The organism is Blautia sp. HCP3S3_B11, assembly GCF_052064435.1.
Lineage (GTDB): Bacteria > Bacillota > Clostridia > Lachnospirales > Lachnospiraceae > Blautia_A.
The window spans coordinates 200,232-214,613 of record NZ_JBQHVP010000001.1 but is presented as its reverse complement, the minus strand read 5'-3'; the positions used below and the strand labels follow the sequence as shown (position 1 = coordinate 214,613).

Sequence of the window (14,382 nt, the reverse complement as noted above, 5' to 3'; positions counted from 1 at the left end):
AGAAGAGAAAAAATGTCTTTTGGCTCTGATATTATGTTAAAGAAAAATAATCAGGAGTTAAATTAGATATGGATTATCAGTCAATCATGACATTTATTATGGAAATGGCAGGTACGATCGCGTTTGCGGCTTCCGGAGCAATGGTAGGAGTAGAGCGTAATATGGATATTTTTGGCGTCAGCGTTCTTGGAGTAGCAACTGCGGTGGGAGGCGGCATGATCAGAGACGTGGTGCTGGGGGTTATTCCACCGGCTGTATTTACAAATCCGGTATATGCACTTGTATCTGTGCTTGCCTCATGCATTGTTTTCTTTATTTTTTATTTTAAGAGAGAACTTCTGGAAGGACACAGGCGTGAGACATACGACAAGTTTATGCTGGTGCTGGATTCTGTGGGACTTGGTATTTTTACGGTAGTGGGTGTTAATGCAGGAATCCGCCAGGGTTATATGGATAATGCGTTTCTGCTTGTGTTTCTTGGAACGATCACAGGAGTTGGCGGTGGTCTGCTGCGTGATATGATGGCAAGTGTGCCGCCTTATATTTTTGTAAAGCATATTTATGCCTGCGCTTCTATTATCGGTGCGATCGTATGCGTGTACATGAATCGTTTTGTGGGAAATGTAGAGGCTATGGTAGTGTCATCTGTGGTAGTAGTGTTGATCCGTTATCTTGCAGCTCATTATCGTTGGAATCTGCCGAGATTGTCACCGCGGGAATAACAGGAAAAACCCAGGAAATGATTTTGTATCAATTTCCCGGGCTTTTCTTGTCTTATTTGGATATTTATTATGAGTGGAGGCTTATTTAGTATCCTGGAGAGCGAGATAACCTTCTTCTCCGGTACGGATCTTCACTACATTTTCGATATCATATACGAATACCTTACCATCACCAATCTCACCTGTGTGAAGGACAGCTTTTGCAGTTTCAATGACTTTCTTAACAGGTACGAGGCTGACAACGATTTCAATCTTGATCTTCGGAAGAAGATTCATTTCCATCTCAACACCACGGTAGTAAGCAGGAGCACCTTTCTGTACACCGCATCCTAAAACGTTTGTGATTGTGATACCGGTAACGCCGATCTCATTCATTGCCTGCATAAACTCATCAAGTTTGTTCTGACGTGTGATGATAACGACTTTTGTAAGTTTGTGAACTCCTTCTTTTGGAAGTTCCGGTACAGATTCAGCAGGAGCAGATGGTCTGGGGGTAACAACAGGAGCTTTTACAGAAGTTCCCATAGGAGTCGGAACGCCTGCCATTGCGAAACCATCATATGCACTTGCAAGGCCATGTTCTTTGGAGTCAAGACCTGCGATTTCTTCTTCAGGAGAAACACGGAGACCGATAGTGTGTTTGATGACCTGGAAGATAATTGTCATAGTAACAACGACCCATGCGATCGTAATAATCATACCTGTGAACTGAACGCCAAATCCATGAAAACCACCGCCTGTGAGAAGTCCTTTCCAGCCAGTACCGGCACCATCAGAGAAAAGACCGACAGCGAGAGTACCGAATGCACCGTTTAAACCATGAACACCAACAGCACCGACAGGGTCATCAATTTTTAAAACTTTATCAATAAATTCAATACCAAATACTACAATGAAACCAGAAGCAATACCGATGATTGCTGCGGATGTAGGAGATACGGTATCACATCCGGCTGTAATTGCTACAAGACCTGCAAGAGAACCATTTAATGACATGGAAACATCTGGCTTTTTGTAACGGACCCATGTGATGATCATAACAGTTACAGTTGCAACAGCTGCTGCAAGGTTTGTAGTAACAAAGATTTTACCTGCACTTACGATAGCATCACCTTCCATGCTGACAGTGGAAGCGCCGTTGAAACCAAACCAACAGAACCAGAGAATGAATACACCTAAAGCACCAACAGTCAGGTTGTGGCCTGGGATTGCCTTTGATTTGCCGTTTTTTGTATATTTACCGATACGAGGTCCAAGGATAATAGCACCGATCAGGGCTGCTACACCACCTACCATATGTACTGCACAGGAACCAGCGAAATCATGGAAGCCCATCTGACTGATAAAGCCGCCGCCCCAGATCCAGTGTCCGGATACAGGATAAACAACAAGACTGATCATGAAACTGTAGATACAATAGGAAAGAAATTTTGTACGTTCTGCCATTGCACCGGAAACAATCGTTGCGGATGTTGCACAGAATACTGTCTGGAAGATTAAGAATGCCCAGAAAGGAACTCCGTCAGGAAGCATTCCTGTACCGTAGTTTGCTTCAGAAGCGATACCACCGATCTTTCCGATAAAACCATTACCTGTACCAAACATCAGACCGAAACCGATCAGCCAGAAGACCGGAGTACCGATACAGAAGTCCATTAGGTTCTTCATGATAATGTTACCTGCGTTTTTGGCTCTTGTGAAGCCTGTTTCTACCATTGCGAATCCGGCCTGCATAAAGAAGACCAGCGCGGCGCCAACCAGCACCCATATTGTGTTTACTGCGGAAAATTCCATAATAATATTCCTCCTTCATAAAAAATTTCCTCATATTTTATATAAATAAAAAAGCGCGATGTCCTGATCTTTGCAGGTTCATCGCGCTTTTGCGAATATAAAATCCATATTTAATTTTATTGGCTTTATAGTGCAGAACATATCTGATGCAAAAAGATGCGGGTTATCTGTTATGTAATGCATAAAAGCTACAATTAATTATATGTAAAACAAGGGAATATCCGTATATCGTGTGATTAATGGATGAGGAAATCGATAATGAATTATGAAGTAGAGTTCATAAGGATATTCCCCTGTTATTACCTGATAGATATCTGATTTCTACGGATTGCTCCGTTATTTTGCAGATTCCTTGATTCTGCAATTATACGGAAAACAGAAGCTTATCATATGTAGGATATGGAAGCAGTGCATCCGGAATCAGAACCTCTGCAGCATCTACAGATTTTCTCAGTGTTTCCATATCGGAGAGAACAACTGTCTGATATGCTTTTGCATTTGCCAGAGGATCTTCGGTAGCCAGAGCTTTTGCTGTGTCTGCCTTTAAGGTGTCAAGACCTGTGGAAATCTCGTCGGCAAGCTGTGAAAGCTCTTTGATCAGTTTTCCTTCGGAAGCTGTGCTTACATCTGCGACAACTGACTTCTTGGCAACAGCAGTAGCTGCAATCTTATCGATGTATGCAAATACAGATGGAAGGAAGTCCTTCTGTACCATTTCAACCATAGTATTGGACTCAATGTTAAGAATCTTGGAATAAGTTTCCAGCCAAATCTCATAACGGGACTCAATCTCTTCTTTTGTGAAAATATGATATTTGGTAAAGAGTTCAATATTCTTATCTGCGATCCACTGTGGAAGAGCATCCGGTGTGGATTTCAGGTTGTAAAGACCACGCTTTTCGGCTTCTTCAATCCATTCGTCGGTATATCCGTTGCCATTGAAGATAACGCGTTTGTGATCTGTGATTGTTTTCCTGATCAGTTCATGGATTGCATCGTCCATCTTGTCATCCGGAACATCTTTTAACTGTTCTGAAAACTGGTGTACACACTCAGCAACCGCAGTATTTAAGATGATGTTCGGGTTGGCGACAGAAGCCTCGGATCCAAGCATACGGAACTCGAATTTGTTTCCTGTGAATGCGAATGGTGAAGTACGGTTTCTGTCTGTATTATCCTTTACGAAATGAGGAAGTACTTTTGCACCGATATCCATCTGGACAGCGCGGCTTCCTGCAAAGTATTCACCATTTTCGATAGATTTTAAGATTTCTGTCAGCTCATCGCCAAGAAATACGGATACAACAGCAGGCGGAGCCTCATTTGCGCCAAGACGGTGATCATTTCCGGCACTTGCTACAGAAATACGAAGTACATCTGCGTATTCATCAACAGCCTTGATAACAGCTGTCAGGAAAATCAGAAACTGTGTATTCTCAGCAGGTGTTTTGCCTGGATCAAGGATGTTTACACCTGTGTCTGTAATCATAGACCAGTTGTTGTGTTTACCACTTCCATTGATTCCCTCGAAAGGTTTCTCGTGAAGGAGGCATACAAGACCATGTTTGTCTGCGACTTTCTTCATGACTTCCATTGTTAACTGGTTATGGTCAACTGCAACGTTTGTGGTATCAAATACAGGAGCCAGTTCATGCTGTGCAGGAGCAACTTCGTTATGTTTTGTTTTAGCCGGAATACCAAGTTTCCAAAGCTCTACGTCCAGGTCATGCATGTAAGCCGCAACACGTGGTTTAAGAGCACCGAAGTAATGATCTTCCATTTCCTGTCCCTTAGGAGCAGGGGCACCAATCAATGTACGTCCGCAGAATACAAGGTCTTTTCTCTGTTTATATAATTCTTTGTCTACCAGGAAGTATTCCTGTTCAGGACCTACGGTTGTATTGACGTGTCTGACTTCTTTATTTCCTATTATATGAAGAAGATTTGTAGCTTCTTTATCAAGTGTCTCCATGGAGCGAAGGAGAGGAGTCTTTTTATCAAGAGCTTCACCGCTGTAAGAACAGAATGCTGTAGGAATGTAAAGTGTTCCATCTTTAATAAATGCCGGTGAGGTAGGATCCCATGCTGTATATCCTCTTGCCTCGAATGTGGCACGAAGACCGCCTGACGGGAAACTGGAAGCATCTGGCTCACCTTTTACAAGTTCTTTACCGGAGAAATCCATGATGACCTGTCCATCTCCTGTAGGAGAAATGAAGCTGTCATGCTTTTCAGCAGTTACGTTTGTCATTGGCTGGAACCAGTGAGTATAATGGGTAGCTCCGTTTTCGGTAGCCCATTCTTTCATTGCAACTGCAACGGAGTTAGCAACATCAAGTTCAAGATGTGTGCCGTTCTCGATTGTTTTCTTTAATGCTTTGTACATGTCTTTTGGCAGTTTGCTTCGCATTACTTTGTCGTTGAAAACTAAGCTGCCGTACAGTTCAGGGATATTCTGTGCCATATAGGTACGCTCCTTTCGGTTTGTGATTTCGCTGATAAAATGAATATGTGTAGTCCGGCTACAGATCACGATAAAATCTGTAACGGATTTCGTCTCATAGAAAATTCCTCATCGAAAATTTTCTATAAAGCGAAAAGTATAAAACGAAAAAGGCGCCTTGGACTCATCTCAAATCCAAAGCGCCTTTGCTTTATGTGCTGTACTATAAACGAAATGAAAACAGATGTCAAGCACTTTTTTTGAAAAAATTCAGAAAAAATTTTTGAGATGTGGCAAAAAAAGGATAGGTTGACAAATTTGTTTCAATTATTATAATTTGGGATGTCAGGGTTTAAGTGACGAAAAGCTGTTCGTGCCTGCACGATAAGATTTTTTGGATTTGAAACCTGTCAGACAAAAGAACATTTGAAAGAATCGGAGGAAATCAGATGGCTGGAATAAAAGAAGAGTGCGGCGTCTTTGGAATCTATGACCTGGATGGCGGCAATGTAGTTCCGTCTATATATTATGGACTGACTTCTTTGCAGCACAGAGGTCAGGAATCCTGCGGACTTGCAGTTTCTGATACTAAGGGAGAACGTGGAAATGTGAAGTTTCATAAGGATCTCGGTCTGGTAAGCGAGGTTCTCAGACAGGATGTTGTCCGTAAATACGAAGGAGACATCGGAATTGGTCATGTAAGATATTCTACCACAGGAGCTTCTGTTGCCGAGAATGCACAGCCGCTTGTTTTATCATATGTAAAGGGAACTCTTGCACTTGCACATAACGGAAATCTGGTAAATACGCCGGAGCTGAAATGGGAACTGATTCAGAATGGAGCGATTTTCCACACGACTACAGATTCAGAGGTTATTGCATTCCATATTGCAAGGGAGCGTGTACATTCCAAGACCGTAGAGGAAGCAGTATTAAAAACTGCCAGAAAAATCAAAGGTGCTTATGGCCTGGTTGTCATGAGTCCGAGAAAACTGATCGCAGTTCGTGACCCTTATGGTTTAAAACCGTTATGTCTTGGAAAAAGAGGAAATACATATGTAGTTGCTTCTGAAAGCTGTGCACTTACTTCTGTCAGTGCGGAATTTGTCCGTGATATTGAGCCGGGTGAGATCCTTACGATCACAAAAGATGGGCTGAAATCCAATATGGAACTTGCGACTCTTGCAACTGCAAAGAGAGCCCATTGTGTATTTGAATATATATATTTTGCAAGACTGGACAGTACGATTGACGGAGTGAAGGTTTATGATGCCAGAATCCGTGGCGGAAAGTCTCTTGCTAAGTCTTATCCTGTAGATGCGGATATCGTAACGGGTGTTCCGGAATCAGGACTTCCGGCAGCGAAGGGATATTCAGAAGCTTCTGGTATTCCGTTTGCTTTTGCCTTCTATAAGAACAGCTATATTGGAAGAACTTTCATCAAACCTACGCAGGAAGAACGTGAGTCCAGTGTACATCTGAAACTGAGCGTACTGGAATCGGTTGTCAAGGGTAAGAGAATCGTACTGGTGGATGACTCTATCGTAAGAGGAACGACGATTGCCAATCTGATTCATATGCTAAAAGAGGCAGGCGCAAAGGAAGTTCATGTGCGTATCAGTTCACCGCCGTTCTTGCATCCATGCTATTTTGGAACCGATGTTCCATCCAATGACCAGCTGATCGCTGCAAGTCACAGTACAGAAGAAATCCGAAAGATGATCGGTGCGGATTCTCTGGGATATATGCAGACAGATTATCTGGAGGGAATGGCAGGCGGTCTGCCATTATGCAAGGCATGCTTTGATGGAAATTATCCAATGGATATTCCGGATTATAGTCATGCGGAGTTTGCTGATATTGTGAAATGTTGATGATTCATATTTGAAAGGTGCAGCGTGCTGACAGTGTACTGCATCAGTTGTAGTGAATCTGATTTATAGATAGAGGTGGGATTACCTGCCTCTATATTTTTATGCTTAAAAGAAAGCTGGAGAGAAAAAGAATTTGTTTTAGACTTTAGATACATACATGCATTGTTGTTCATATGTCAATGCTTTACAAAACGTACTATTAAGAACGGAGTGAATAGTAATATTTATTTCGTGAAAAATTGTAGAAACTTGTCACAGATTATGGAATCAATCTCACATAGTGGTATAACCAATATAGAGGATGGGTGAGTAATAGTGACAAAAAATAACGCTTATTATATGATGAAAATATACTAAATACATAAAAATAACGTTCCTGTGGATAAAATTACATACATGAAATAACTTGACAAAATTCGCAATGAGGAAGATAATGTGTGCAATCCATAAAATGAAACCGTAATTGTCAGGTATTGATTATTTTTGATATATGGTACAGCAGCAACAGATACAGGACAGTTACTCATAACTTTAGAAAGGGTGATTTTCATGTCACAGAGCAAGATTAAATTAAATGCAACGGAAGAAGTGCAGGAATTTGTAAACGCAGCAACCAGATGCGATTTTGATGTTGATGTATATTATAACAGATTTTTAATTGATGCCAAATCAATTCTTGGCGTACTCAGCCTTGACCTGACAAAGGTTCTGACTGTAGACTGCCATGGTGAGAGCAAAGAATTCAATCGTACTTTGAAAAAGTTTGCAGTGGTATAATGAGAGTTTTTGCTCATAAGTAAATATTGATTTCAAAAAAGACAGACTTGAAGAATAAAGAATTCAAAGCTGTCTTTTTGATTAAAGATGAAACTTCATTATTGACAAACGAAAAAAAATGTTTTATAGTATAGCATATTTTTAAGAGACATCTGTGAGGAGTATTCTTTTCTCTCGATGAGTTATATGTAGAAGATTTAACCGAATCAAGTAAGTCCCCTGCGGAGGTTGCGAAGAACAATAAGCAGTGGTGGGCAGAGAGAAATCGGTATCTCCTATTGACATAGGACAAGTCACAATCAGCGGTGAGCTGACAAGTCAGATTTTGTGAAATTACTGACTGTGGATTGAAATAAAGGAAAACACATATTGATTAGGATATGTTGATCTGACAAAGGCGTCAGATGCAGGATATCAGATGGGTCAAGTGCCCTCTGAATACTGCATCTGACGCTTTTTCATTATAAACAAAGGATGATGGAGGAGGAAATCAAAATGGCAGTAAAGTATGTATTTGTCACAGGAGGCGTTGTTTCCGGTCTTGGAAAAGGAATCACAGCTGCATCCCTGGGACGTCTTCTCAAGGCGAGAGGATACCAGGTAACCATGCAGAAGTTTGATCCATATATCAACATTGACCCGGGAACCATGAACCCGATTCAGCATGGAGAAGTTTTTGTAACAGATGACGGTACAGAGACAGACCTGGATCTGGGACATTATGAGAGATTTATTGATGAGAGCCTCGACAAAAATTCCAACGTGACGACCGGTAAAGTTTACTGGTCCGTTCTTCAGAAAGAACGTCACGGAGATTTCGGCGGAGGAACCGTACAGGTAATTCCTCATATTACAAATGAGATCAAGAGTCGTTTCTACCGCGCCAAATCACCGGAGGAAAACAAGATTGCCATTATCGAGGTCGGAGGAACGGTTGGTGATATCGAAAGCCAGCCATTTCTGGAAGCCATCCGTCAGTTCCAGCTTAATGTGGGGCATGACAATGCAATTCTGATTCATGTAACGTTAATTCCTTACTTAAAAGCATCCGAAGAGTTGAAAACAAAACCAACCCAGGCGAGTGTAAAAGAACTTCAGGGAATGGGAATTCAGCCGGATATACTGGTATGCAGAAGTGAGCATGAGCTGACAGAGGAGATTAAAGAAAAAATCGCACTGTTCTGCAATGTGCCAGTCAGTCATGTACTCCAGAACCTGGATGTAGAATATTTATATGAAGCTCCACTTGCAATGGAGAGAGAAAAACTTGCAGATGTCGTTCTCTCAAGTCTGAGACTGGAAAACAGGAAACCGGATTTAAGCGACTGGGAAGCGATGGTAGAAAGTCTGAGAAATCCAAACAAAACAGTAAAAATTGCGATTGTAGGAAAATATACACAGCTTCATGACGCATACCTCAGTGTGGTAGAGGCATTGAAACATGGTGGAATTTCCTGCAGAGCAAAAGTGGAGCTTGACTGGATCGATTCAGAAGAGCTGACAGAGAAAAATCTGGATCAGCAGCTTCATGATGTAGACGGAATTTTAGTTCCCGGCGGTTTTGGAAACAGAGGTACAGAAGGAATGATTCTTGCAGCGCAGTATGCAAGAGTATATAAGATTCCATACCTTGGAATCTGTCTGGGAATGCAGATGGCAATCGTAGAATTTGCCCGCCATGTACTTGGATATGAAGATGCAAACAGCATTGAACTTAATCCGGATACCAAACACCCGGTGATCGCACTGATGCCGGATCAGGAAGATGTCGAGGATATCGGTGGAACCTTAAGACTTGGAAGCTACCCATGTATCCTTGCAGAAGGCTCTAAATCCTATGAACTCTTCGGTAAGAAAGAGATTCATGAGCGTCACAGACATCGTTATGAAGTAAACAACGCATTCCGTAAAGAACTTCAGGAGAAGGGAATGAATATTGTAGGAACTTCTCCTGACAACCGAATTGTAGAAATGATCGAGATTGCAGGGCATCCGTTCTATGTAGGAACCCAGGCACATCCTGAATTCAAATCCCGTCCGAACCATGCACATCCTTTATTCAGAGGATTTATCCAGGCGGCAGTCGATTATAAAGGTAATTAATTACTCAAACACATTCGTGTACTTGAAATAAAAAATAAGCGAAGAACAGCAGAAATAGAAAGGATGAGGAGATTATGAAAGAAGTGAGAGAACAGCAGCAACAACAAGGTCTGTACCGGCCTGAATTTGAACATGACAACTGCGGTATCGGAGCAGTTGTCAATATCAAAGGAAAGAAAACCCACGATACTGTTGCAAACGCATTAAAAATCGTAGAACATCTGGAACACCGTGCAGGTAAAGATGCAGAAGGCAAAACCGGTGATGGTGTAGGTATTCTTCTTCAGATTTCTCATAAATTTTTCAAAAAAGCCTGTAAGAAAGAGGGATTTGAAATTGGAGATGAGAGAGAATACGGTATCGCACAGTTTTTCTTCCCACAGCACGAGATCAAACGCGCGCAGGCAAAGAAGATGTTTGAGATCATTCTTGAGAAAGAAGGTCTGGAACTTCTTGGATGGCGTCAGGTTCCGGTATTTCCGGAAGTGCTTGGACATAAGGCAAGAGAATGTATGCCATGCATTATGCAGGCATTTATCAAGAAACCGGAAGATATGGAAAAAGGTCTTCCGTTTGACCGTATGCTCTACATTGCAAGACGTGAGTTTGAGCAGAGTAATGATAACACTTACGTAGTTTCCATGAGCAGTCGTACGATTGTTTATAAAGGTATGTTCCTGGTAGGGCAGCTTCGTACATTCTTTGAAGATCTCCAGAGTCCGGATTATGAATCTGCAATCGCTATGGTTCATTCTCGTTTCAGTACCAATACAAACCCAAGCTGGGAAAGAGCACATCCCAACCGTTTTATGGTACATAACGGTGAGATCAACACAATCCGCGGTAACGCAGACAAGATGCTTGCAAGAGAAGAGAACATGGAATCCCCATATCTGGAAGGACAGCTTCATAAAGTGCTTCCGGTTGTAAACAGAAACGGTTCTGACTCTGCAATGCTTGACAATACACTGGAATTTCTGGTAATGAGTGGTATGGAACTTCCGCTGGCAGTGATGATCACAATTCCTGAACCATGGGCAAACAACGATACAATTTCTCAGGCAAAACGTGATTTCTATCAGTATTATGCAACCATGATGGAGCCATGGGACGGACCTGCTTCCATTCTTTTCTCAGATGGTGATGTGATGGGTGCAGTTCTTGATAGAAACGGTCTTCGTCCATCCAGATATTATATCACTTCTGACGGATACATGATTCTTTCCTCCGAAGTTGGTGTATTGCCGATTCCGGAAGAGAAAATCGTATTAAAAGAGCGTCTTCATCCTGGAAAAATGCTCCTTGTAGATACTGTAAAAGGTAAAGTAATTGATGATGACGAGCTTAAAGAAGGCTATGCAAAAATGCAGCCATATGGTGAATGGCTCGACAGCCATCTGGTACAGTTAAAGGATATCAAGATCCCGAATGAAAGACCGGAAGAATACACATCGGAGCACAGAGCGCGCCTGCAGAAAGCATTTGGCTATACTTATGAGCAGTATCGTACTTCCATCAGAAACATGGCGTTAAATGGTGCAGAGAGCATCGGCGCTATGGGTGTAGATACTCCGCTGGCAGTATTTTCCAAACAGAACAGACCATTATTTGACTATTTCAAACAGCTTTTCGCACAGGTAACTAACCCTCCGATCGATGCAATCCGTGAGGAAATCGTTACAAGCACAAGTGTTTATGTTGGTAAAGACGGAAACCTTCTGGAGCAGAAACCTGAGAACTGTCAGGTATTAAAAATCAATAATCCGATTCTGACAAACACAGATATGATGAAGATTAAGAACTTTAAACATGAAGGATTTAAGACAGCAGTAGTTTCTACCTTATACTATAAGAGTACGAAACTGGAGAGAGCGATCGACCGTCTTTTCGTAGAAGTAGATAAAGCATTCCGCGAGGGTGCAAATATCCTTGTTCTTTCAGACAGGGGAGTAGATGAAAACCATATGCCGATTCCGTCACTTCTGGCAGTATCCGCAGTTCATCAGCATCTTGTAAAGACGAAAAAGAGTACATCCCTTGCCATCATTCTGGAATCCGGAGAACCAAGAGAAGTACATCATTTCGCAACATTACTTGGATATGGTGCAAGTGCGATCAACCCATACCTTGCCCTTGAGACAATCCATGAGCTGATTGACAGCCATATGTTAAATAAAGACTATTATGCAGCAGTAGATGACTATAATCATGCAATATTAAGCGGTATTGTAAAAATCGCTTCCAAGATGGGTATTTCTACAATTCAGTCTTATCAGGGTTCTCAGATCTTCGAGGCAATCGGTATTTCCTCTGATGTGATCGAGAAATACTTTACAGGTACTGTAAGCCGTGTAGGTGGTATCACTCTGGCAGATATTGAGGAAAATGTAGAGAAACTTCATTCCGAAGCATTTGACCCGTTAGGACTTCCTACAGACCTTACTCTTGACAGTGTAGGTGCACACAAGATGAGAAGCCAGGGTGAGGAACATCGTTATAATCCTCAGACGATCCATCTTCTGCAGCAGTCCACATGGACAGGAAGCTATGATCTGTTTAAACAGTATACAGATCTGGTAGATAAAGAAAATCACGGAAATTTAAGAGGACTTCTGGACTTTAAGTATGCCGAGACACCGGTTCCGATTGATGAGGTAGAGAGTGTAGACGAGATCGTAAAACGATTCAAGACAGGTGCCATGTCCTATGGTTCCATTTCACAGGAAGCACATGAGACACTGGCAATCGCCATGAACCATCTGCATGGAAAATCCAACACAGGTGAGGGTGGTGAAAGTGATGAGAGACTGGATTCCGCAGGAAGCAGCAACGACAGATGTTCCGCAATCAAACAGGTTGCCAGCGGACGCTTCGGTGTAACCAGCCGTTACCTTGTATCTGCAAGAGAAATCCAGATTAAGATGGCACAGGGTGCAAAACCTGGTGAAGGTGGACATCTTCCTGCAAAGAAGGTATATCCATGGATTGCCAAAACCCGTCATTCTACACCGGGTGTCAGCCTGATCTCCCCGCCACCGCACCACGATATCTATTCTATCGAGGACCTGGCACAGTTAATCTATGACCTTAAGAATGCAAATAAATATGCAGATATTTCTGTTAAACTGGTATCTGAAGCAGGCGTGGGCACAGTTGCAGCAGGTGTTGCCAAAGCAGGCGCACAGACGATCCTGATTTCCGGTTATGACGGAGGTACAGGTGCAGCTCCGAGAAGTTCTATCCACAATGCTGGACTTCCATGGGAACTGGGACTTGCAGAAACACATCAGACACTGCTCAAAAATGGGCTGAGAAATCGTGTACGCATTGAGACTGACGGTAAGCTTATGAGTGGTCGTGACGTTGCAATCGCAGCATTGATGGGTGCAGAGGAATTTGGTTTTGCAACAGCTCCTCTCGTAACCATGGGATGTGTAATGATGCGTGTATGCAACCTGGATACCTGCCCGGTAGGTGTGGCAACACAGAATCCGGAACTTCGCAAAAGATTTAAAGGAAAACCGGAATATGTAGAGAATTTCATGCGCTTTATCGCACAGGAATTAAGAGAGTATATGTCTAAACTGGGATTCCGTACAGTCAGCGAAATGGTTGGACGTACAGATCTTCTGGTTCAGACAGACAATGTAGCGGAACCACATCAGGGTAAAGTAGATTTAAGTGCAATCCTGAACAATCCATTTGCAGGCAAAGATCAGAAAGTTACCTTTGACCCGAAGGCTGTATATAATTTCGAACTGGAAAAAACCATGGATGAAAAAGTTCTGGTTAAGAAATGCGCAAATGCAATCAATAAAGGTCAGAAAACAGAGCTTTCTGTAAACCTGACAAACATTGACCGTACATTCGGAACCATCCTTGGTGCAGAGATTACCAGAAAGAATAAAAACGGACTTGCAGATGACACCATAACTGTACACTGCAACGGTGCCGGCGGACAGAGCTTCGGTGCATTTATCCCCAAAGGACTTACACTGGAACTGACCGGTGACAGCAATGATTACTTCGGAAAAGGACTTTCCGGTGGTAAACTGATCCTGAAGGTTCCGGAGAAAGCTGCATACAAAGCAGAAGAGAATATTATTGTAGGTAATGTTGCCCTCTACGGTGCAACCAGTGGTACTGCATTTATCAATGGTGTTGCAGGTGAGCGTTTCGCAGTCCGTAACTCCGGTGCATCCGCAGTTGTAGAAGGCGTAGGAGAGCACGGCTGTGAATATATGACAGGTGGCCGCGTAGTCGTACTTGGTAAGACTGGCAAGAACTTTGCAGCAGGTATGAGCGGCGGTATCGCATATGTACTTGATGTGGATAATGTTCTTTACAAGAACCTGAACAAAGCCATGATTTCCATCGAAAAAGTGGAAAACAAATATGACAAAAAAGAACTTCGCGACCTGATTGAAGCTCATGTAGAAGCAACAGGTTCCAAACTCGGTGCGAAAGTTCTGGCCGACTTTGATTATTATCTGCCGCACTTTAAGAAACTCATTCCAAATGAGTACAAGAAGATGATTACTTTAAGTGCAAAACTGGAAGAAAAAGGTCTGAACAGTCAGCAGGCACAGATGGAAGCGTTCTACGAAAGTATTGGCGCTAAGCATTGATAATAATTTAAGATCAGTATTGCCACAGTATATGTGGTGAA

At 42.4% G+C, this 14,382-nt stretch carries 7 protein-coding genes; 5 read left to right on the top strand and 2 right to left on the bottom strand.

Features of this window, described 5'->3' with window-relative positions; translation table 11 throughout:
• Nucleotides 1–68: 68 nt before the first annotated feature.
• Complete coding sequence (locus ACTNC0_RS00970; RefSeq protein WP_441085979.1) at nucleotides 69–722, top strand: trimeric intracellular cation channel family protein; 654 nt, start codon at nucleotides 69–71, stop codon at nucleotides 720–722.
• Nucleotides 723–803: 81 nt separating this feature from the next.
• Here the strand turns inward: ACTNC0_RS00970 and ACTNC0_RS00965 are convergent, their stop codons facing one another.
• Complete coding sequence (locus ACTNC0_RS00965) at nucleotides 804–2,516, bottom strand: ammonium transporter (protein WP_441085978.1); 1,713 nt, start codon at nucleotides 2,514–2,516, stop codon at nucleotides 804–806.
• A 364-nt stretch (nucleotides 2,517–2,880) separates the two neighbouring features.
• Complete coding sequence (locus ACTNC0_RS00960) at nucleotides 2,881–4,980, bottom strand: glutamine synthetase III family protein (RefSeq protein WP_441085976.1); 2,100 nt, start codon at nucleotides 4,978–4,980, stop codon at nucleotides 2,881–2,883.
• 428 nt (nucleotides 4,981–5,408) lie between these two features.
• Here ACTNC0_RS00960 and purF point away from each other — a divergent pair, with 428 nt between their 5' ends.
• The 4 genes from purF to gltB all read left to right on the top strand — a co-directional run bounded on the left by purF (nucleotide 5,409) and on the right by gltB (nucleotide 14,341).
• Nucleotides 5,409–6,833: an amidophosphoribosyltransferase gene (gene purF, locus ACTNC0_RS00955; protein WP_117846050.1), complete on the top strand. Its 1,425-nt coding sequence runs from the start codon at nucleotides 5,409–5,411 to the stop codon at nucleotides 6,831–6,833.
• Between the two features lie 549 nt (nucleotides 6,834–7,382).
• Entirely contained in the window at nucleotides 7,383–7,610 is a 228-nt protein-coding gene (locus tag ACTNC0_RS00950) for an HPr family phosphocarrier protein (protein WP_441085975.1), read from the top strand.
• Between the two features lie 495 nt (nucleotides 7,611–8,105).
• Complete coding sequence (locus tag ACTNC0_RS00945; protein ID WP_441085974.1) at nucleotides 8,106–9,713, top strand: CTP synthase; 1,608 nt, start codon at nucleotides 8,106–8,108, stop codon at nucleotides 9,711–9,713.
• Nucleotides 9,714–9,787: 74 nt separating this feature from the next.
• Entirely contained in the window at nucleotides 9,788–14,341 is a 4,554-nt protein-coding gene (gene gltB, locus ACTNC0_RS00940) for a glutamate synthase large subunit (protein ID WP_441085972.1), read from the top strand.
• The last annotated feature ends 41 nt before the right edge of the window (nucleotides 14,342–14,382 follow it).